Origin of the sequence: Methylobacterium sp. WL64, from assembly GCF_008039945.1 — a bacterium.
In the GTDB taxonomy this organism is placed as follows: domain Bacteria; phylum Pseudomonadota; class Alphaproteobacteria; order Rhizobiales; family Beijerinckiaceae; genus Methylobacterium.
The window spans coordinates 1-20256 of sequence record NZ_VRVA01000097.1 but is presented as its reverse complement, the minus strand read 5'-3'; the positions used below and the strand labels follow the sequence as shown (position 1 = coordinate 20256).

Here is a 20256-nt window from a genome sequence, read left to right as displayed (position 1 = left end):
CTCCTGCGGCGGACGCTCGGGCCGCGGACCGCCATGAGGCGGCTCGCCGCCGCCGCGCGGGCCGCGCTCGTCCGGGCCGCGCTCGGCTGGGCCACCTTGGGCCAGGAGCATCGGGCTCGGGGATGCGCCCGCGGGCTGCGTCAGGGTCAGGTCCGGGAGCACCGTGCCGGTGAGGAGAATCAGTCGCAGCAGCCGCATCGGAACCTCGTATCGGATCGAGCCGACCCGAACCCGATGCGCGGCGTATGGTTCCGCCCCGACCGCTCAAGACTCCGTCAGGGCGTGAGGCGCTGGGGCACCGCGATCATGTCCGGGGCGATGATCCGCACCGCCACGTGGTCGGGCTTGGCGACACTCGGCTGAGCCGCGGCGGCCTTGCCGCCCGCCGCCCCGGCGCCCATTTCGACCCCGGCCCGGCCGGCCGCGTCGGCGGCGAGTTCGGCCGCTGTCCGGTCGGCCCGGCCGACCAGGGTCAGGCGCACTTTGGGACGCGACAGGGCCTCGGCCTGCATGGGCGTGACGAAGATGTCGCCCTTGTGCCGCACCAGCATGCTCTCGGCCTTCACGAGGGATTGCGCCCAGGTCTGGTTCTGAGGTTTGCAGGAGCAGTTCGGGACGAATTCCTTGCGGAACTTGAACGCGTTGGCGAGGCTCGCATAGGCGCGGCTGCCCTTCACCGAGGCGGCGTGCTTCAGCGCCTCGTCGCCGTACGGCATGGAGTAGGCCTGCGCCTCGGTGCCGGGGCAGAGCGCCTGGCACATCTCGTCCGCGCCGCCGCGCCCCTCGGGCAGGTTGCGCATCGGGAAGAAGCCGCCGTCGCAGGTGCGCACGCAGACCATCTGCGGGCCGCCCTTGGCGTAGCTCTCTCCGCTGGCCGCATAGGTTTCCCGGGCCGGACAGTTGGCGGCGACCAGGCCCTGCAGCTCGCGCTTGCGGGCGCCGCTGTCGTCGAACACCGCGCCGCCATAGGTGGCCTTGAGCGCGCGGATGCGCTGCTCGACGGCGCCGCACTGGGGCGGGCGCGTGTCGAAGAACAGGAACTTGCCGCCCTCGCAGTTCAGCCCGCGGAAATAGGCTTCCAGCCGCCCGATCTCGTCGTTGAGCGCCCGGGTCGTGCTGGCACCGGTCTGGACGGAGGCGAGCTCGGCCCGGTAGCGCCGGCAGGCGGGCGACGGCAGCTGCGGTGCGCCGGGCCGCGGCTCGCTGAATGCGGGCGGACCGGCCTGCGCATCCTGCGCCCGGGCTGTGTCGAGGCTGAGGGACAATCCGCATGCCAGCGCCGCGCTCAAGATGAGGCGGCCGAGCGAACGGACGATCGGGCGGTCAAGCATCGGCTGCATCGCGTGATCGGGAATGCCGTGGTCCCCTCGGTTGGGCGCTGTCTGCCCCGGCCTCGGGACCGAAGCAGCTTGACTGTACGCCCCCTCGTCAGGCGACGACAGCCCTCCTACATCCGGGTGGCAAGCTTGGGCAGGGAATTGATCCGTGATGTGGTTTCGGAGTCTCACCTATGTTGGGTTGGTTGCCCTCGGCCTCTCCGCGGCGGGGCCGGCCTCGGCTCAGGAACCGGACCGGATCTTCTCCAAATCCACGGTCTGGCGGCCGCTGACGCCCAACGACAAGCTCGTGGTCTACGGCATCGACGACCCGGCCGTGTCGGGGGTCGCCTGCTGGTACACGCAGCCGGAGAAGGGCGGCATCAAGGGGACGCTCGGCCTCGCCGAGGACGTCTCCGACATCTCGCTGGCCTGCCGCCAGACCGGGCCGATCGCCTTCAAGGGCAAGCTGAGCCAGGGCGAGGTCGTGTTCAGCGAGCGGCGTTCGCTGATCTTCAAGTCGATGCAGATCGTGCGCGGCTGTGATGCCCAGCGCAACACGCTGATCTACATGGTCTATTCCGACAAGGTCGTGCAGGGTTCGCCGAAGAACTCGACCTCGGCGGTGCCGCTGGCGCCCTGGGGCACGGAGCCCGCGCCGAAATGCTCGGAGTTCGTCAAAGGCTGACGACGGCCTGCCGGGGCGCCGTTCAGTCTCGGCAGGTGATGCGGATCGGGCGCTCGGTCGGCGTCGAGATCGGCTGCTCGATGGCGCCGGTATATTCGTCGGCGGCCGCGATCCCGAACGTGTTGGCGGCGGCATAGCCCTGCGCTTCGCACCACGCGTTGGCGACCACCTGGCCGCACTCGCTGCCGGGGGTCGTCAGGCAATCGCCGACGCCGTAGCCGTCGCTCGACGGGATCAGGAAGGTCTTCTCGACATGGGCCGGCACCTTGGCGGGCGTCTCGCCGTCGCTGCCGGCGAACGCGCCCTGCGCCAGGCCGGCCGTGGCCAGGGCGGCAGCGATGACGAAGGTACCAACGGCCGTGCGTCGCATGGATCGTCCTTGGGCACAGGATCTTGGGTTTGAGGACCTTGGTCCGGACGGTCCGACGGCGCGGTTAAGGAAGGCTTACCCGCCGCTTGCGCGGACCATCTCGAATTCCTCACGCTTTTGCGTTAGCCCCATCGGGCGGGCGGCACCGTCGCCGCATTGCAACAGCGAACCGCCGCGGCGGGACCCGAGCCGTCACGGTTCGGCCGTTCTTCGCGTCGCAGGGCCCGCAGGTCGTTGAAGGCAGGGCCGGTTTTCCGGCGACGGCGCGGCGCCGGGATTCGGCCGCGGCGCCGGAAGGGGATGAGTTTCATGGCGCCGATGTTGCGGCTCTACAACACGCTCAGCGGTGCCAAGGAGGCGTTCGCGCCGATCGATCCCGCCCATGTGCGGATGTATGCCTGCGGCCCGACCGTCTACGACGCGGCCCATATCGGCAACGCGCGCCCGATCATCGTCTTCGACCTGCTGTTCCGCTTGCTGCGCCACCTCTACGGGCCGGGCCACGTCACCTATGCGCGCAACGTCACGGACGTGGACGACAAGATCAACGCCCGCGCGGCCGAGCGCGGCATCACCATCCGTGAACTCACCGATGGCACGCTCGCGCAGTTCCACCGGGATATCGGCGACCTCGGCGTCCTCGGGCCCGAGGATGTGAACGCTCCGGGCGCGCCGCCCCGCTTCATCGAGCCCCGCGCCACCGATCACATCGCCGAGATGCGCACGATGATCGACGCGCTGGTGGCCGGAGGGCACGCCTACGTGGCGGAGGGGCACGTGCTGTTCGACGTCCCCGCCATGCCCGAGTACGGCCGTCTCTCGAAGCGGCCCCTCGACGAGATGGAGGCCGGCGCCCGGGTCGAGGTCGCGCCCTACAAGCGCTCGCCCCTCGACTTCGTGCTGTGGAAGCCGTCGAAGCCCGGCGAGCCGTCCTGGCCGTCACCCGCCGGCATCGCCGAGCCCGGTCGGCCCGGCTGGCACATCGAGTGCTCCGCGATGTCGGCCAAGCACCTCGGCAAAACCTTCGACATCCATGCGGGCGGCATCGACTTGATCTTCCCCCACCACGAGAACGAGGTGGCGCAGTCCCGCTGCTGCTTCGGGACGCCCGTGATGGCCAATGTCTGGCTGCACAACGGCTTCCTGCAGGTGGAGGGGGAGAAGATGTCCAAATCGCTGGGCAACTTCATCACCATCCGCGACGTGCTGAACGACTGGCCGGGCGAGGTCGTGCGCCTGACCATGCTCAGGACGCACTACCGGCAGCCGATCGACTGGACCCTGCGCGGGCTCGAGGAATCGAGCCGCGTGCTCGACCGCTGGTACAACGCGGCCGGGGATGCCCTGGCCGCCGAGACCGCCCCGGGCACGGTGGTCGAGGCGCTCTGCGACGACCTCAACACCCCGGCGGCGATCAACGCGCTGCACGGACTGACCGAAGACGCAGCCGCCCTGCGGGCCGGCGCGCACCTGTTCGGTCTGCTCGCCCGCACCCGCAGCGCCCGCGAGCACGATCAGGTCGCGGCGTCCGGGGTCGACGTACCCGCCGTCGAGGCGCTGATCGCTCAGCGCAAGGCAGCCCGGGCCGCCAAGGACTGGCCCGCCTCCGACCGCGCCCGGGACGCCCTCGCCGCGATGGGGGTGTCCGTGAAGGACAACAAGGACGGCACAAGCACCTGGACCGTGGCGCGCTGACCGCCGCGTCCTTGGGGGAGCCGCGTCCGAGCATCGAATGATTTCCGCGGTTTGGCAGGCGCCCTGAGGTTCAAGCCTTCACCCCGTCATCCAGGGCTCGCCTGCGGCGCCCCGGAACGACGGGGCGATTGAAAGCGTCGCCGGCGGTCATCCTGGCGGCAGGGCCCGTTCGAGGCATCGCGATCGGTCGCTGAAAAAGCCAGTGACGCGATGACCTTGGCCGCGTCCTCTCGCCCGCTTGCACCGATTGCGTGTTCGCGCATCTGTGGTTGTGGGGCTGGGGGCAGAAGGGTCGCGCGTGACGGCATTCAGGATTATCGGAGCGGGTCTCGCATTGGCGGTCGGGCTCGGCCTCGCCGGGCCGGCCGACGCCATCGACGGCGGGGCGCCGGCGGGACGGGATGCGCTGGCGCAGGCCACCGTCGCCATCGGCACCATCACCCAGCCCGAGGAGGCGCTGAGGCTCACGCGCTGCACCGGGATCCTGATCGCCCCGGACCTCGTGCTCACCGCGGCGCATTGCGTGAACGGCGATCCGCTCGGCGCCCTCGTGGTGTTCTTCCGCGGCACCGAGCCGGCGCGTCCGGTCTACGGCGCCCGGGTCGCGGCCCGCTACAGCCCCGATCCCGGTGAGATGCTGCCGAACGCGGCGCCCGACGTGAGCCTCGCCGACCTGTCCCTCGACCTCGCGGTCCTGCGCCTGACCGAGCCGGTGCGCGACCGGCGCCCGGTGCCGCTCGCGGCCGATCCCCGGCGCGTGCCCAAGAGCCTGCGGATCGCGGGGGCCGGCCTGTCCGGGCGGGGTGTCGGGCGCCTGCGCACCGCGACCCTGACGCCGGTCGCGGCCAGCAACACCGGCCTGACCATCGCCCGGGCGAACGGCGCCCGGATCTGCTTCGGCGATTCCGGCGGCCCGGTCGTCGCGCAGGATCGCGGCGGGACCTATGTCTGGGGTGTCGCCAGCGCTGTGATCACCCGGACCGCGCCGTGCGGCGGCTACGTCGTGGTGGCGCCGGCCGCCCAGGTCTTCTCCGCGACCGGGGTCCGGTAGGCCCCAAAAAGCGAAAACCCCGCGCGGCCGAGCCGCACGGGGTTTTTCGAACGTGGCGGTGATCCGGGAGGATCAGACCGCCATGCGCTCCTCGGCGTCCATCGGCTCGCGCAGCACGTAGCCGCGGCCCCAGACGGTCTCGATGTAGTTCTTGCCCTGGCTGGCGTTGGCGAGCTTCTTGCGCAGCTTGCAGATGAAGACGTCGATGATCTTCAGCTCGGGCTCGTCCATGCCACCGTAGAGATGATTGAGGAACATCTCCTTGGTGAGCGTCGTGCCCTTCCGCAGCGAGAGGAGTTCCAGCATCTGGTACTCCTTGCCGGTGAGGTGCACCCGGGCGCCGCCGACCTCGACGGTCTTCTGGTCGAGGTTCACGATCAGGTCGGCGGTGGTGATCACCGACTGGGCGTGGCCCTTCGACCGGCGCACGATGGCGTGGATGCGGGCGACCAGCTCGTCCTTGTGGAACGGCTTGGTGAGGTAGTCGTCGGCCCCGAAGCCCAGACCCTTCACCTTGTCCTCGATCCCGGCCATGCCGGAGAGGATCAGGATCGGCGTCTTCACCTTCGCCACGCGCAGGTTTCGCAGCACCTCGTAGCCCGACATGTCGGGCAGGTTCAAGTCGAGGAGGATGATGTCGTAATCGTAGAGCTTGCCGAGGTCTATGCCTTCTTCGCCAAGGTCGGTCGTATAGGTGTTGAAGTTCTCGGACTTGAGCATCAACTCGATGCTCTGCGCTGTCGCGCTATCGTCCTCGATCAGAAGTACCCGCATCGTCGGTCCCCAGCCCTGCCGGCCGCATCAGCGCGCAGACACGTCCCCACCGACACCCGCCACCGGCCTGTGGACGGGCGCTCCGTCGCTCTTGACGTGGAACGCTATGGATTAATCGTTAACAAAACCTGATTCCCACCCGCAAGCGTCTCGTTCATCGAGCCCCGAGCTTGGCGGGAGGAACCAGGTCCCTCCACCCCCGCCCGGGGCCGCGATTCCGCTCCGATTGCGACCGGTCCGCCCACGCGCTTGGACGTAAGTGTCTCCCCCGTAACGAATCGGTCCCGGCTGTGACCCTGCGGCCACAGACGCACGACTTCGTGAAGTCCGGCTGGCGCCGGAGCCCGGACCGAGCCGCTACGAGCCCGATGACCGCAGTGTTAAGGAGGCCGGTAAACGAAGCGTTGAGAGCCACGCCGATGACACAGGATCCGGCAAGGTCCGTTACCAGTCTCGCCGCGGCCCAGGCGGCCCTCGACCGCGTCGAGGTGCTAGAGACGTTCGGCCGGGTCGTGGCGATCCGCGGCCTCCTGGTCGAGGTCGCCGGCCCGGTGGCGGCCATGCGGCTCGGCGGCCGGATCGACGTGGAGGGCGCCAACGGCCTCGGGCTGGTGCCGTGCGAGATCATCGGTTTCCAGGGTGACCGAGCGCTGGCGATGCCGTTCGGGTCCCTGGAGGGCGTCCGCCGGGGCTGCCCCGCCTACGTGCGCGACGAATCGGCCGGAGCCATCCGGCCCTGCGGCGCCTGGCTCGGCCGGGTGGTCGACGCCCTCGGCCGACCCGTGGACGGGCTCGGACCCCTGCCGCAGGGGCCGGATGTCTACTCCCTGCGCGCCGACCCGCCCCCTGCCCATGCCCGCACCCGGGTCGGCGGCCCGCTGGATCTCGGGGTCCGGTGCATCAACACCTTCCTGACCATGTGCGCCGGCCAGCGGATGGGCATCTTCGCCGGCTCCGGCGTCGGCAAGTCGGTGCTGCTGTCGATGCTCGCCCGCTACACCGCCGCCGACGTGGCGGTGATCGGCCTCGTGGGCGAGCGCGGCCGCGAGGTGCAGGAGTTCCTGCAGGACGATCTCGGCGCCGCCGGCCTCGCCCGCTCGGTGGTGGTGGTGGCGACCTCCGACGAGCCGGCGCTCATGCGCCGCAACGCCGCCTACGTGACCCTTTCGGTGGCCGAGCACTTCCGCGACCAGGGCGCGAAGGTGCTGTGCATGATCGATTCGATCACGCGCTTCGCCATGGCCCAGCGCGACATCGGCCTCGCGGCGGGCGAGCCGCCCACGGCCAAGGGCTACACCCCGACCGTCTTCTCCGAGCTGCCGCGCCTGCTGGAGCGTGCGGGACCCGGGGTCGGCCTCGGCACGATCTCGGCGCTGTTCACCGTGCTCGTCGAGGGCGACGACCACAACGAGCCGGTGGCGGATGCGGTCCGCGGCATCCTGGACGGGCACATCGTCATGGAACGGGCCATCGCCGAGCGCGGGCGCTATCCGGCGATCAACGTGCTGCGCTCGGTCTCCCGCACCATGCCGCGTTCCTGCGATCCGGCCTACCTGCCGGTGGTGCGCCGGGCCCGTCGGGTGCTCTCCACCTACGCCGACATGGAGGAGCTGATCCGCCTGGGCGCCTACCGGGCGGGCTCGTCCCAGGAGGTCGACGAGGCCGTGGCGCTCATGCCTCAGCTTGAGGCTTTTCTGGGGCAGGGTAAGGAAGAAGCAACGTCCATCGGCGATGGTTACGCACGGCTTAGCCAGATCGTCGGCATAGCCTAGGCATCATGCAGCGAAGCGGTAACCGCTTGGGTGTATTCGATGATGCGGAACTAGGGTCTGAGCAGGTTCGCGTTCGCGATCCTGTTTGGGGCACGGGCCGGGCATGGTCCTTGGCGCGGCCCTGAGCGTTGCGTGGAGTGAGCGTCCCAATGAAATCGCGTGACACGCTGATCCGGCTGCGCCGCTTCCAGGTTGACGAGAAGCGCCGGCGTGTGACCCAGATCGAGATGATGATGGCGGACTTCCAGCGCATGGCGGTGGAACTCGACCGCGAGGTCGCCGTCGAGGAAGCGCGCGCCGGTATCACCGATGTCGGGCATTTCGCCTACCCGACCTACGCCCGCGCCGCCGCCGGCCGCCGGGACAACATGCGCCAGTCCGCTCAGGCGCTCGAAGGCCAGCTGGCCGAGGCCAAGGCCGAGCTCGGAGAGGCGTTCGAGGAACTCAAGAAGGTCGAGATCCTGAACGACCGCGAGCGGACTGCCGAGCGCGCCGCGGAGGCGATCCGGGACCAGGCCGCCATGGACGGGATCGGGCTCAACCGCGCCCGGGGCTGACGCGCTCGCCGGCTGCTCGCGCACCCACGCGTTGCATCCTCTTCGGCGGCTCGACCGCAGGGTCTGCGTGTGATGTGCCGGCAACGCGGCACGAAACCGTCACGATCACCTGACAAGGGAAATCGGGATGGCCTCGATCCGCTTGCGGCGCGTTGCATGGCGGCGCATCAGGGGCTCTCCCCGGGGCGTCGGTGTACATGAAGAAGCTCAGCGATTTCATCTGGCCGTTGATCGGCCTCGCAGCGGTCGTGATATCGGGCTACTTCCTCTATCAAGAGTTGAAGACGACGTCGCTGGCGGCGATCTGGTCCGCAATCCTGGCGATCCCGCCGCACCGGATCCTGCTCGCAGCGCTCTCGACCCTCGTGGCTTACGCCGCGCTCGCCTGGTACGACCGGATCGCGTTGCTGCACCTCGGCGTCAACCACATCTCGTGGTTGTTCGTGTCCCTCTGCTCCTTTACCACCTACGCGCTCTCGCATAACATCGGCGCCTCGGTGTTTTCCGGCGCCCTGGTGCGCTACCGGGCCTACACGGCCAAGGGCCTCTCGGCCGCGCAGGTCGCCGTGCTGGTGGCCCTGTGCTCCTTCACCTTCTTCCTCGGCACGATCCTGCTCGGCGGCTTCACCCTGGTGGTGGATCCTCACCTGCTGACGCGCCTCGAGGGCAGGCTCCCCGGCTTCCTCACCGACCCCAAGACCGCCCTGGTGGTCGGCTTCGGCATGCTGGGCTTCGTGGCCCTGTACGTGCTCGGCTCGATCCTGCACATGCGGCCGTTGCACATCCGCTCGTTCAAGCTGGAATATCCCCGGCCCGGCATTATGGCCCGCCAGCTCCTGGCGGCGCCGCTGGAGCTTCTGGGCGCGGCCGGCATCATCTACTTCGCGTTGCCGGATGCGATGAACCCCGGCTTCATCCCGGTGCTCGCGATCTTCCTGGCCTCGTTCTCGGTAGCGCTCGCCTCGCATGCCCCCGGCGGCCTCGGCGTGTTCGAGATCGTGTTCATCACCGCGATGCACATCACCGACGACGCCCAGAAGGACGCGATCATCGCGGCGGTGATCATCTTCCGGATCTTCTACTTCTGGATCCCGGCGCTGATCTCGGTGATCGTCGTGGTGCTCTTCGAGCGCTCCCGCCTCGCCGCCGCCATCGGCTCGCCGACCGCGGTGCCTTCGACCGTGCCGGAGCCCCCAGTGGTCGTGCCCGGGCTCGACGCGCACGAGCTGGAGCGCGAGCTGAAGCAGAAGGCGGTCTGAGGCGGAGAAGCTGGTTGGGCTGGCGCGGCAGAACGTCTGCCGTGGACGTTTCGCGGGGGCTCGGGTGATGTCCTGAGCCAATGAGGCAACGCCTGCCGGATAAGCCACCGTGTCATTCCGGGGCGCCGGAGGCGAGCCCGGAATCCAGAGGCGCCGGCCGTGCAAGGTCTTGATCCGTCGACGATTATGGATCCCGGGCTCCGCTTCGCGGCCCCGGGATGACAAGGTGGGCGCCGCGTCGTTAGCCCAACTCCAAACCCCTTGAGCGACGAGTCATGCACGTTGAGCCTGCCTTGAGCAGGCCATCGACGCCGCCCCCTCAGATCGAGCCCACGGTGCGCAGCCGCGCCCGCGGGTGGATCTCGGCCTGGCTCATCACCGGGGTCTCCCGCCGGAAGCGCTCGATGATCGAGCGCACGAACGGCCGGGATTGTGCCGAGGTCACCAGCACCGGCATCTCGCCCTGGCGGGCCGCGGCCTCGAAGCGGTCGCGGACCGCGGTGACGAACTCGCTGAGCTTCGAGGGCTGCATCGCCAGGTAGCGCTCCTCGCGCTCGCCCACGATCGATTCCATGAAGGCCTGCTCCCAGGCGGGCGACAGGGTGATGATCGGCAGGGTGCCGTTCTGGTCCTGGTACTGGGCGCAGATCTGCCGGCCGAGCCGGGCGCGGACATGTTCGACCACGTCGCGCGGGTTCTTCACCGCGCCGGCCACCTCCGCGATGCCCTCCACGATCGCCCCGAGGTCGCGGATCGACACGCGCTCGGAGAGCAGGAACTGCAGCACCCGCTGCACGCCGGTGGTCGAGATCTGCGAGGGCATGATCTCCTTGAGCAGCTCGGCGTGCTCTTTCGGTAGCTCGCGCAGCAGCTTCGAAACCTCGACGTGGTTGAGCAGCTCGGAGACGTGCGCCTTGATCAATTCGGTGAGGTGGGTCGAGACCACGGTGGCGGCGTCCACCACCGTGTAGCCCTTGAGCTGCGCCTGATCGCGCAGGGACGCATCGATCCAGGTCGCCGGCAGGCCGAAGGTGGGCTCCAGCATGTGCTGGCCGGGCAGCTGAACCTGGCCGCCCATCGGGTCCATTGCCATGAACTGGCCCGGGAAGATCCGGCCGGTGCCGGCCTCAATCTCCTTGACCCGCACCACGTAGGAGTTGGCATCGAGCTGGACGTTGTCGAGGATGCGGACCGAGGGCATCACGAAGCCGAGTTCCGCCGCGAGCTGGCGGCGCAGGGCCTTGATCTGATCCGTGAGCCGGTCCTGGCCTTCGCCGTTGACCAGGGCGAGCAGCGCGTAGCCCATCTCGAGCTTCAGGTCGTCGAGCTTCAGGAGGTCGGTGACGGTCTCCTCCTTGGCAGTGGCCGCGGCCGCGACGGCCTTGGCGTCCATCGGGACGCCCTCCGCGTCAAGCGGCGGGGCCTCGTTGGCGGTCTTGTTGGTGCGCCACGCGGCGTAGCCCGCCCCGCCGCCGAGCAGCAGGAACGGCAGCATCGGCATGCCGGGCAGGAGCGCGATCAGGAACATGACGGCCGCCGACATGCCCAACGCCTTGGGGTAATGCGCGAGCTGCTTGCCCAGCGCCTTGTCGGCCGACCCTTTCACGCCCGCCTTCGACACCAGGATGCCGGCCGCGGTCGAGACGATCAGGGCCGGGACCTGGCTGGCCAGCCCGTCGCCGATGGTGAGCAGGGTGTAGCTCTTGGCTGCGTCGCCGAAGCTCATACCCTGCTGCGCCACGCCGATGACGATGCCGCCGACCACGTTGATGAACGTGATCAGCAGGGCCGCCACCGCGTCGCCGCGCACGAATTTCGAGGCGCCGTCCATGGCACCGAAGAACGACGATTCCTCTTCGAGGGCGGAGCGGCGGGCCTTGGCCACCTTCTCGTCGATCAGGCCGGCCGAGAGGTCGGCGTCGATCGCCATCTGCTTGCCGGGCATCGCGTCGAGGGTAAAGCGCGCCGCGACCTCGGCGATGCGCCCCGAGCCCTTCGTGATGACCACGAAGTTCACGATGATCAGGATCGCGAACACGATGATCCCGATGACGAAGTTGCCGCCCATCACGAAGTTGCCGAACGCCTCGATGACGTGGCCGGCCGCCGCCGTCCCTTCGTGGCCGTGGCCCAGGATCAGGCGGGTCGAGGCGAGGTTCAGCGCCAGCCGCAGCATCGTGGCGATCAGCAGCAGCGTCGGGAAGACGGTGAATTCCAGCGGGTTGTCGATCGACAGGCCGGTCATCATGATCAGCACGGAGGTGATGATCGAGACCGCCAGCAGCAGGTCGAGCAGTACCGCCGGCAACGGGAAGATCAGCACCGCCAGGATGCCCATGACGCCGGTGGCGAACATGAGGTCCGAGCGCTTGGACAGCGCGTGGAGGTCGCCGCGGGTGGGCAGCGCGAGTTGGCTCAGGACCGACGATGCAGCCCCGCCGAAAGACCCGCCCTTGACCGGCGCGCTCGCCGACTCCGCCATCGTGCTCGATCCATCCCGCGTGCCCGCGGGGAATCCCGGGAGCGCACCCGGCAAGATCTGCCGAGCGGATGGTTAGCGCGCCGTTAAGAAACCCCCAGGCCCAGGCGGGAACCCGCACTGCGTTCGCCACTTGATCGGGGGGCGATCAGATCGTCCCGGCGGTCGGGTGGGATGCCCGCTGCCGCGTCACGAAACCGGGCGGCAGCCCGCCGATCGAGAGAACGTCCATGGCCGCCCGCGTCCTCACCGCCCTGTTCGACGAGTACGATACCGCCACCACCGTGGTCGAACAGCTCGAGGCTGCGGGGATCCCGCATAGCGCCATCAGCATCCTGGCGAACCGCGCCGAGCCGGCCGTGCCCCGGGACGAGCCCTTCGGCGAACCCCAGCTCGACGTGGTCGACCCGGTGGATGCGGCCGGGACCGGCGCCACCGTCGGGACGGTCCTGGGCGGGGGCGCCGGGCTGCTGGCGGGGCTCGGGCTGCTGGCGATCCCCGGACTCGGGCCGGTGGTCGCGGCGGGCTGGCTGGTGGCGGCCGCCGCGGGAGCCGGGGTCGGCGCCGCCGCGGGCGGGCTGATCGGTGGGCTCACGGGCGCCGGCCTCAGCGAGGACGAGGCCCAGACCTATGCCGAAGGCGTGCGCCGCGGCGGAACCCTCGTGACGGTGCAGGCCGAAGATCACCAGGCCGACCGGGTGATGGCGATCCTCGATCGCGGCGGCTCGATCGACCTCGACGAGCGCGCCGAAGGCTGGCGGGCCCAAGGTTGGACCGGCGACGCGTCCGCCAAGGCCGCCTCAAGCGCCTGAGCGCGCGACGCGCCCGATCCATGCCGAACCGGGCGCCCGTCCTCAGGCCATCATCTTGCGGGCGAACATCGAGGCCGCGAACAGGACGGCGGCGCCCGCGGTGACGAGGCTGATCATCAACATCCGCCGCGGCTCGACCGAGGATTGCGCCTTCACCGGCTCGACGATCGGGCTGAAGAACTCGATCTGCCTGGCGGCGACGATGCGGGCCCGCTCGTGGGCGGTCAGCACCTGCTGGTAGTACTTCTCGGCGTTCTTGCGGTCGTTCTCGAGCCCCTCGAACCGGGTCAGCGCGTCCGACAGAAGGCGCTTCTGCTCAGGGTCCTGGCTGGCCGATTGCCGCTCGATCTTGGCGATGTTCTCGTCGAGATCCTTGATCTGCTGCTTGATGTCGATGATCCGGCGCGATTCCGGGCCGAGGTCGCGCTGGCCAATGGCGAGCTGGACCGCCAGGTTGATGCGGGCCGCCCGCAGCTCGGACACGACCTTGAGGTTGGCCTCGTTGGACTTCTGCGCGTCCAGCACGCCTTCGCGATTGCGCAGGTCGCGCATCGCCAGGCGGATCTTGGTCATGCGTTCCTCGGCGAGCTTCAACTCGCGCGTGCTCTCCGCGACGGCGTCCTCGCGGGACTTGACGCTGAGGTCGTTCACCATCCGCTCGGCCTCCTTCATCACCGCCTGGGCGATGGCGAGGGACTCGCTCGGGTCGAAGGCCTCGACCTGGAGCGACATGATGCCGGATCCGGATTCGACTTCGATGCCGACCCGGCGCTTCCAGTAGCGGAGGAACTTCTCGATCGGCTTATCGGGATCGAAGCGGGAGAAGTAGTCGATGCTGTCGCGGCTGAACCACTCGCGGATCGGCAGCTTCGACTCGATGATCTCCAGCATCGGCCGGCTGAGGATGTACTCGTAGGTGATCAGCGTGTCCTGGGCGACCATCTGATTCGAGACGCCCGACGAGGTGCCGACCGAATCCGGCGTCGCCTTGTCGGCCGTGCCGAGCGCCGGGCGGATCGCGAACCGCGCCTCGCTCACGTAGCGATCCGAGGCGATCAGGCCGAAATACAGCGCTCCGGCCAGGGCCGGCAGCACGAAGCAGACCACGAACAGGATCGGGATCCAGGGGTCGTTCTTGACGTGGCTCTGGTAGGACCGGATGCCCTTCTTGCGGTCCACGAACCGCGACATGCGGGCGATCTGGCGCAACGATTCGGTGATCGCCTGCTGCCGGTCCGCAGTGGTGACCGGCTGCCCCTCGGCTTTCCGGATCTCCATGTTCATGACGTGATCCCTGGCCTCCACGGCCCCCACGGTCCGCCCGTCGCCGGGCCCTCGACCGCGCCGAAACGCTCGTGTCTCACGCCTCTCTCATGAAGAGGCGGCAAAAGCATGTCTTCCCCGGTCGGGTCGATCACGCGTTGAGGCGCCGATAGACCTCGATGGCGTCGTTGACGTCCTCGTAGATGATCGCCCGCCCGTTGAGCAGGACGAGGCCCTGCGTGCACCATTGGCGGATCGTCTCCATCGAGTGCGAGACCATGATGATGTCGGCGTTCTTGCGCCGCTGCGAGAACACCTCGTCGCAGCGCTTGGAGAAGCGCGCGTCGCCGACCGAGGTGATCTCGTCGATCAGGTAGCAGTCGAACGGAATCGCCATGCTCATGCCGAAGGCGAGCCGGGCGCCCATGCCGGACGAGTAGGTGTAGATCGGCACGTCGAGGTAGCTGCCGAGCTCCGAGAAATCCTCGACGAAGTCGAGCACCCGGCGCGGATCCTCGCCGTAGATCCGGGCGACGAACATGACGTTGTCGCGGCCGGTCATCTTGGGATGGAAGCCGCCGGCGAAACCCAGCGGCCACGAGATCCGCAGGCCGCGATGGATCTTTCCGCGGGTCGGATCCTCGGTCCCGGCGATCAGCCGCATCGTGGTCGACTTGCCGGCGCCGTTGATGCCGAGGATGCCGTAGGAGATGCCGGGCTTCAGGGTGAACGACACCTGCTCCAGGATCGTCCGCTTGTGGCCGTCGGTGCGGTAGACCTTGCTGACTTTCTCGAAACGGATCACCGAGTGGTCTCCAGGGCGGGATGCCGAAACGCCGGCCCGTGCTGTCTGGCTGACCGGCTCCTGCCCCCGGAAAGCGGCGAATCTGAGAAGACCGGGCGCCGGGCCGACCGCGCCCGTAGGGGAGCCGGATGAGGGCCCCGGCTTCACCGTGATCCCGAGCGCAGCATGGCGACCTGGGACAGCCCACGGGTTTCAAGGCTTGGCTGATCGCCGGGGCGCCCGGCTTCCCTCGGGATGACGACGCGGGCGGATCGGCCCTCCGTTGCGAGCCACCGTGCTCCCAGCGGGCGATACGATTGATCTGCAACAAAATGCCAAATTGAACCCTTGCGGTTGACGTTGCTCGGTATCTGGCATACCAGATGCCAAGACGCATAGCGAGACGCGGCTAGGGTCTCCGGACCATCCGGAACTTTAGCGCCGTATCCGCAGGGAGACCGCAATGCCGGACCCGAGCTTCGTTCGTTCCGACCAACACAGCATCTCGACCGTCGAACATCGGCAGCGCGGGGGTCGGACTGTCCGTGGCCGGCGCTGAGACCGTGCTCGACCGTCAGCCCGCGGACGATCTCGCGGGCTTCGCTGCGGCCATCGGCGATGCCGTGGTGGTGGCGGATCCGGAGGGCGCGATCACGGTCTGGAACCCCGCCGCCGAGCGGATCTTCGGCTTCACCGCCGCGGATGCCCTGGGGCAGACTCTCGACCTGATCACGCCCGAGCGGCACCGGCGCCGTCATTGGGACGGCTACGCCAAGACGATGCGGACCGGAATCACCCGCTACGGAGCGGAGACCCTCCGGGTGCCGGCAATCCACAAGGACGGCCACCAGCTCTCCATCGCCTTCACGGTCGGGATGATCCGGGACGCGTCGGACCAGGTGACCGGGATCGTTGCGGTGATCCGCGACGAGACCGAGCGCTGGGCCGAGGAGAAGCGCCTGCGCCAGCGGGTGGCCGAACTCGAAGCCCTTCCGAACGGATCCTGAATACCAAACGGGACCGTCCGAAGACCGCAAACCTCACCGTGCATGGGAGAACGCCAGATGAGCAAGCCGTTGGATGGGATCAAGATCATCGACTTCACCCACGTCCAGGCCGGTCCCGCCTGCACGCAGCTGCTGGCGTGGTTCGGCGCGGACGTGATCAAGGTGGAGCGGCCGGGCTCCGGCGACGTGACCCGCACGCAGCTGAGGCACGTCGAGGATGCCGACGCGCTCTACTTCACGATGCTGAACTCCAACAAGCGCTCGCTGACGCTCGACACCAAGACCCAGGCCGGCAAGGAAGTCCTGGAGAAGCTGATCCAGGATTCCGACGTGATGGTCGAGAATTTCGGTCCCGGAGCGCTCGACCGGATGGGCTTCTCCTGGGCCCGCATCCAGGAGCTCAATCCCGGGATGATCCTGGCCTCCGTGAAGGGCTTCTCCGACGGGCACCATTACGAGGACCTGAAGGTCTACGAGAACGTCGCCCAATGCGCCGGCGGCGCCGCCTCGACCACCGGCTTCTGGGACGGGCCGCCCACCGTCAGCGCCGCAGCGCTCGGTGATTCCAACACCGGCATGCACCTCGCGATCGGCATCCTCACGGCGCTCCACCAGAAGAACAAGACCGGCACCGGCCAGAAGGTCGCCGTGTCGATGCAGGATTCGGTCATCAACCTCTGCCGGGTGAAGCTGCGCGACCAGCAGCGCCTCGACGCGCTGGGCTACCTCGAGGAATACCCGCAATACCCGCACGGGGAGTTCTCGGACGTGGTCCCGCGCGGCGGCAACGCCGGCGGCGGCGGCCAGCCCGGCTGGGTGCTCAAGTGCAAGGGCTGGGAGACCGACCCGAACGCCTACATCTACTTCACGATCCAGGGCCATGCCTGGGCGCCGATCTGCAAGGTGCTCGGCCGGGAAGAGTGGATCACCGACGCCGCCTACAACACCCCGCGGGCCCGGCAGGACAAGATCTTCGATATCTTCAAGACCATCGAGGAATGGCTGGCCGACAAGACCAAGTTCGAGGCGGTGGACATCCTGCGCACCTACGACATCCCCTGCGCGCCGGTGCTGTCGATGAAGGAGATCGCCGAGGACAAGTCGCTGCGCGCGAGCGGCACCGTGGTCGAGGTGCCGCATCCCAAGCTCGGCTCGTACCTGACCGTCGGAAGCCCGATCAAGTTCTCCGACATGACCGTCGAGGTGAAGGCCTCGCCGCTGCTCGGTGAGCACACCGACGAGGTGCTCACGGGCCTCGGCTACAGCGCCACGCAGATCCAGGCGATGCACGAGGCCCGCGCGGTCTGATAAGCGGCTCCCGACCTCTAATCCTGAAGCGGGACGGCGTACCCTGCGCCGTCCCGTCTCGTGTGCGAGATCCGGACCCGATGCGATCCTTGCTCAGCCGTCTCCTTCCGGAGCTGACCCCCGTCAGCCAGCGCGAGCGGTTGCGCTCGGCCGCCGGCGCCCTGCTCGGGATCCTGGCCACCGGCCTGGTCTGCCGTGCCGCGATCGGGCCCGCGGCCGCCCCCGTGCTGATCGCCCCGATGGGCGCCTCGGCGGTCCTGCTCTTCGCGGTGCCGGCGAGCCCACTGGCACAGCCCTGGTCGATCCTCGGTGGAAATTTCGTGGCTGCCCTGGTCGGCGTCACGGCGGCTTTGTGGGTGCCGGACCCGTTCGTGGCTGCGTCCGTCGCCATCGGGCTGGCGATCGCCCTGATGATGGCCCTGCGCTGCCTGCACCCGCCGAGCGGCGCCGTCGCCCTCACGGCGGTGCTGGGCGGCCCGGCGATCCGGGAGCTCGGCTACGGCTTCGTGCTCTGGCCGGTGGCGGTCAACTCGCTGCTGCTGCTGGCCACGGCCCTGCTGTTCAACAATCTCACCGGCCGCGCCTATCCCCACCTGCGCCCGGCCGGCCCGCGCACCGACGACCCGGCCCCATCCTCCCGCCTCGGCTTCCTGGCCTCGGACCTCGATGCGGCGCTGGAGGATTTCGACCAGCTGCTCGACGTCGACCGCAGTGACCTGGAGCAGATCCTGCGGCGGGTGCAGATGCGCGTCTACGGGCGCCGCCCGGGGCAGACCACCTGCGCGGCCATCATGTCCCGGGACGTGATCGGGCTCGCGCCCCACGATTCCCTGGCGGAGGCCTTGCGGCTGCTGCGCCGCCACCGGATCAAGGCCCTGCCGGTCACGGACGAGCGCGCCCGGGTACTGGGGATCGTCACGCAGACCGACCTGCTCGACAAGGCCGCCTGGGACCGGAGCGGCCCGCGGCTCGGCCTCGGCCGCCGTCTGCGGCTGACCGTGGAGCGCGGGCGCGCGCCCCATGGCTGCGCCGCCGACATCATGACCGCGGTCGAGCCCGTGACGCCGGACACGCCGCTCACCGATCTGGTGCTGCGGATGGCGGAGGCGGCCCTGCACCATCTGCCGGTGGTCGATCCGGATGGCCGGCTCGTCGGGATCGTGTCGCAGACGGACCTGATCCCGGCGCTCATGGCCGATGCCGGGGCCGGCGATCCGGCCCGGGCCAGCAGGCCCGTGGACGCCGTCCCGGCCTGACCCGCCCGCTCAGCCCTTCTTGACGTTCCAGAATACCGGCACGCCGTCGAGCACCCCGGTCACCGAAGGCTTGTACGAGGTCTGGTTGAAGTACTGCCCGAGCGGCAGGTAGGGCACGTCCGCGAAGGCCTGCTTTTGCAGGGCGTCCGCCAGCGTCTTGCGCGCGGCGGTATCGGGGGCGTCGAGCCAGTCCTGGCGGAGCGTCTCGAGCTTCGCGCTGGTCGGCCAGCCCACCGGCGCATCGACCCCGGTCCCGCGCAGGAAGGCGCTGACGGCCGGGTTGGCCTGGTCGAGCCCGGCCCAGAAGGTGCAGAAGACGCTCCAGCCGCCCTGGGCGATCGGGTCGCGCTTGGCCCGCCGCTGGACCACCGAGCCCCAATCCATGACCTGATAATCGACGTTGAACCCGGCGCGGGTCAGCATGTCGGCCGCCACGTCGGCCAGCGCCTTCAGGCTCGGGAAGTCGGAGGCGCCCATCAGCACCACCTTCTCGCCCTTGTAGCCGGCCGCCGCGAGCGCCTTCTTGGCGGCGTCGAAGTCGCGCTTGCCGGTCAGCACGTCGAGGCCGGCCTCGCTCGCCATCGGCAGACCGGGACAGAAGAAGCCGGTCGGGACGTGCCTCAGCTTCGGGTCGTCGCCGGTCACCGCCTGCATGAAGTCGGCCTGGTCGACCACCTTGAGCAGCACCTGCCGGATCGCCGGGTTGTCGAACGGCGGCAGCAGCTGGTTCATGCGCAGGCAGCCGATCAGACCGGTCGGGTCCTTGATCGAGGTCTTCAGGCTGCCCAAGGTCGGCACGAGGTCGGCGGGCGGCTGCTCCCACCAATCCATCTCGCCGGTCTGCAGGGCCGAGGCGGCGGTGGCCTGATCGGGGATCACATGCCACTCGACCCGGTCGAGGAACGCGCGCTTGGGACCCGAGGTCCATTGCGGCTCGCCGCCGTCGCGGGGGACGTATTTGTCGAAGCGCTCGTAGACGACGCGGGCGCCGACCATCCGCTCGTCCGCCTTGAACCGGAACGGGCCGCTGCCGACCATCTCGGTCACCTGCGTGAACGCGTCCGTCTTGGCGAGCCGCTCCGGCATGATGGCGCAGATCGGCGAGCCGACCTTGCCGAGCGCGTCGGGCAGGAGCGGGAAGGGCTTCTTCAACCGGAACTGGATGGTGCGGTCGTCGGTGGCCGAGAGCTCGTCCGTGTAGGCCATGAGCGTCTGGCCCATCGGGTCGCGCTTGGCCCAGCGGCCGATGCTGGCGACGCAATCGCGGGCCAGGACCGGCGTGCCGTCGTGGAAGATCAGCCCCGGCCGCAGCGTCAGCCGCCACAGCTTGCCGTCGTCCTCGACGACGTGGCCGGCGACCATCTGCGGTTGCGCGGCGTAGCTGGCATCGGTCCCGTACAGCGTGTCGAACACCGCGAGCCCGTGGTTGCGGGTCACGTAGGCCGTCGTCCAGATCGGGTCGAGCACCGTCAGGTCGGCCTGCGGGATGAACTTGAGAACCCGGGAGGCCGTGCCTTGCGCCAGCGCCGGGGCGGCGAGCGCCGCGCCCGAGAGGGCCACGAAGGATCGTCTGGTCAGCATGTCGGCGCACCTTTGAGGTGAATATCGCCGAAGCTTAGCACGAGGCGGGCCATGGGGAGGGGCGGGCGGTCGTTTCTCATGTGCAGGCTAAAAGCATTACTTTGCCGACAGATGAGCGCTATGGCCCGGCCCACTTGCATACCCCTCCCCCCTCTGTGGGGGAGGGTGGCCCGCGAAGCGGGTCGGGAGAGGGGAGCGCCGCTTCCGGACAAGGTGCGACGGGTGCCACACCCTGCACCGTCGCGCTGCCCCTCTCCCGACCCGGCCTGACGGCCGGCCCACCC

At 69.1% G+C, this 20256-nt stretch carries 17 protein-coding genes and 1 pseudogene; 10 read left to right on the top strand and 8 right to left on the bottom strand.

From position 1 onward, the window contains the following. Both FV242_RS26150 and FV242_RS26145 read right to left on the bottom strand, forming a co-directional pair. A pseudogene (locus FV242_RS26150) lies at nucleotides 1-198 on the bottom strand (flagellar motor protein MotB); the annotation flags it as partial. 77 nt (nucleotides 199-275) lie between these two features. After that, a complete protein-coding gene (locus FV242_RS26145; RefSeq protein ID WP_147940957.1) occupies nucleotides 276-1331 on the bottom strand; it encodes a DUF2865 domain-containing protein in 1056 nt (351 codons plus the stop codon). A 157-nt stretch (nucleotides 1332-1488) separates the two neighbouring features. Here FV242_RS26145 and FV242_RS26140 point away from each other — a divergent pair, with 157 nt between their 5' ends. Beyond that, nucleotides 1489-2004: a CreA family protein gene (locus tag FV242_RS26140; RefSeq protein ID WP_187193393.1), complete on the top strand. Its 516-nt coding sequence runs from the start codon at nucleotides 1489-1491 to the stop codon at nucleotides 2002-2004. 22 nt (nucleotides 2005-2026) lie between these two features. On the opposite strand, the gene FV242_RS26135 is transcribed toward FV242_RS26140, so the two are convergent. Then, complete coding sequence (locus tag FV242_RS26135) at nucleotides 2027-2374, bottom strand: hypothetical protein (RefSeq protein WP_147909977.1); 348 nt, start codon at nucleotides 2372-2374, stop codon at nucleotides 2027-2029. A gap of 309 nt (nucleotides 2375-2683) precedes the next feature. Between FV242_RS26135 and cysS the strand changes: the two genes are divergently transcribed. Together cysS and FV242_RS26125 are read left to right on the top strand one after the other, a co-directional pair. Further along, entirely contained in the window at nucleotides 2684-4069 is a 1386-nt protein-coding gene (gene cysS, locus FV242_RS26130; RefSeq protein ID WP_147940956.1) for a cysteine--tRNA ligase, read from the top strand. A 298-nt stretch (nucleotides 4070-4367) separates the two neighbouring features. After that, nucleotides 4368-5120 (top strand): trypsin-like serine protease, encoded by a 753-nt coding sequence (locus FV242_RS26125; protein WP_147940955.1) that lies wholly within the window; start codon nucleotides 4368-4370, stop codon nucleotides 5118-5120. A 72-nt stretch (nucleotides 5121-5192) separates the two neighbouring features. On the opposite strand, the gene ctrA is transcribed toward FV242_RS26125, so the two are convergent. Then, on the bottom strand, nucleotides 5193-5894 hold the full coding sequence (gene ctrA, locus FV242_RS26120) for a response regulator transcription factor CtrA (RefSeq protein WP_147857559.1): 702 nt from the start codon (nucleotides 5892-5894) through the stop codon (nucleotides 5193-5195). A gap of 419 nt (nucleotides 5895-6313) precedes the next feature. Here ctrA and fliI point away from each other — a divergent pair, with 419 nt between their 5' ends. The 3 genes from fliI (at nucleotide 6314) to FV242_RS26105 (ending at nucleotide 9482) form a co-directional block, all read left to right on the top strand. Further along, nucleotides 6314-7666 (top strand): flagellar protein export ATPase FliI, encoded by a 1353-nt coding sequence (gene fliI, locus FV242_RS26115; protein WP_147940954.1) that lies wholly within the window; start codon nucleotides 6314-6316, stop codon nucleotides 7664-7666. 149 nt (nucleotides 7667-7815) lie between these two features. Beyond that, entirely contained in the window at nucleotides 7816-8223 is a 408-nt protein-coding gene (gene fliJ / locus FV242_RS26110) for a flagellar export protein FliJ (protein ID WP_007566480.1), read from the top strand. Nucleotides 8224-8420: 197 nt separating this feature from the next. After that, nucleotides 8421-9482 (top strand): lysylphosphatidylglycerol synthase domain-containing protein, encoded by a 1062-nt coding sequence (locus FV242_RS26105; protein ID WP_147909973.1) that lies wholly within the window; start codon nucleotides 8421-8423, stop codon nucleotides 9480-9482. Between the two features lie 319 nt (nucleotides 9483-9801). Here the strand turns inward: FV242_RS26105 and flhA are convergent, their stop codons facing one another. Continuing rightward, nucleotides 9802-11964, bottom strand: a complete 2163-nt coding sequence (flhA, locus tag FV242_RS26100) for a flagellar biosynthesis protein FlhA (RefSeq protein WP_147909972.1) — start codon at nucleotides 11962-11964, stop codon at nucleotides 9802-9804. Between the two features lie 227 nt (nucleotides 11965-12191). Here flhA and FV242_RS26095 point away from each other — a divergent pair, with 227 nt between their 5' ends. After that, nucleotides 12192-12773, top strand: a complete 582-nt coding sequence (locus FV242_RS26095; RefSeq protein ID WP_147940953.1) for a hypothetical protein — start codon at nucleotides 12192-12194, stop codon at nucleotides 12771-12773. A gap of 42 nt (nucleotides 12774-12815) precedes the next feature. Here FV242_RS26095 and FV242_RS26090 read toward each other — a convergent pair whose 3' ends face one another. Together FV242_RS26090 and FV242_RS26085 are read right to left on the bottom strand one after the other, a co-directional pair. Then, nucleotides 12816-14057 carry a capsule biosynthesis protein gene (locus tag FV242_RS26090; RefSeq protein ID WP_147909970.1) on the bottom strand — a complete coding sequence of 414 codons (1242 nt, stop codon included), beginning with the start codon at nucleotides 14055-14057 and terminating at the stop codon, nucleotides 12816-12818. A 130-nt stretch (nucleotides 14058-14187) separates the two neighbouring features. Continuing rightward, complete coding sequence (locus tag FV242_RS26085) at nucleotides 14188-14841, bottom strand: ABC transporter ATP-binding protein (RefSeq protein ID WP_147940952.1); 654 nt, start codon at nucleotides 14839-14841, stop codon at nucleotides 14188-14190. Between the two features lie 542 nt (nucleotides 14842-15383). Here FV242_RS26085 and FV242_RS26080 point away from each other — a divergent pair. From FV242_RS26080 to FV242_RS26070, 3 genes are all read left to right on the top strand, one after another. After that, nucleotides 15384-15827, top strand: a complete 444-nt coding sequence (locus FV242_RS26080; protein WP_147940958.1) for a PAS domain S-box protein — start codon at nucleotides 15384-15386, stop codon at nucleotides 15825-15827. A 57-nt stretch (nucleotides 15828-15884) separates the two neighbouring features. Next, entirely contained in the window at nucleotides 15885-17135 is a 1251-nt protein-coding gene (frc, locus tag FV242_RS26075) for a formyl-CoA transferase (protein WP_147909969.1), read from the top strand. Nucleotides 17136-17215: 80 nt separating this feature from the next. After that, nucleotides 17216-18391, top strand: coding sequence for an HPP family protein (locus FV242_RS26070; RefSeq protein ID WP_147909968.1), 1176 nt, complete (start codon nucleotides 17216-17218; stop codon nucleotides 18389-18391). A gap of 9 nt (nucleotides 18392-18400) precedes the next feature. Here FV242_RS26070 and FV242_RS26065 read toward each other — a convergent pair whose 3' ends face one another. Further along, nucleotides 18401-19972 (bottom strand): ABC transporter substrate-binding protein, encoded by a 1572-nt coding sequence (locus FV242_RS26065; protein WP_147940951.1) that lies wholly within the window; start codon nucleotides 19970-19972, stop codon nucleotides 18401-18403. Nucleotides 19973-20256: the final 284 nt, after the last annotated feature.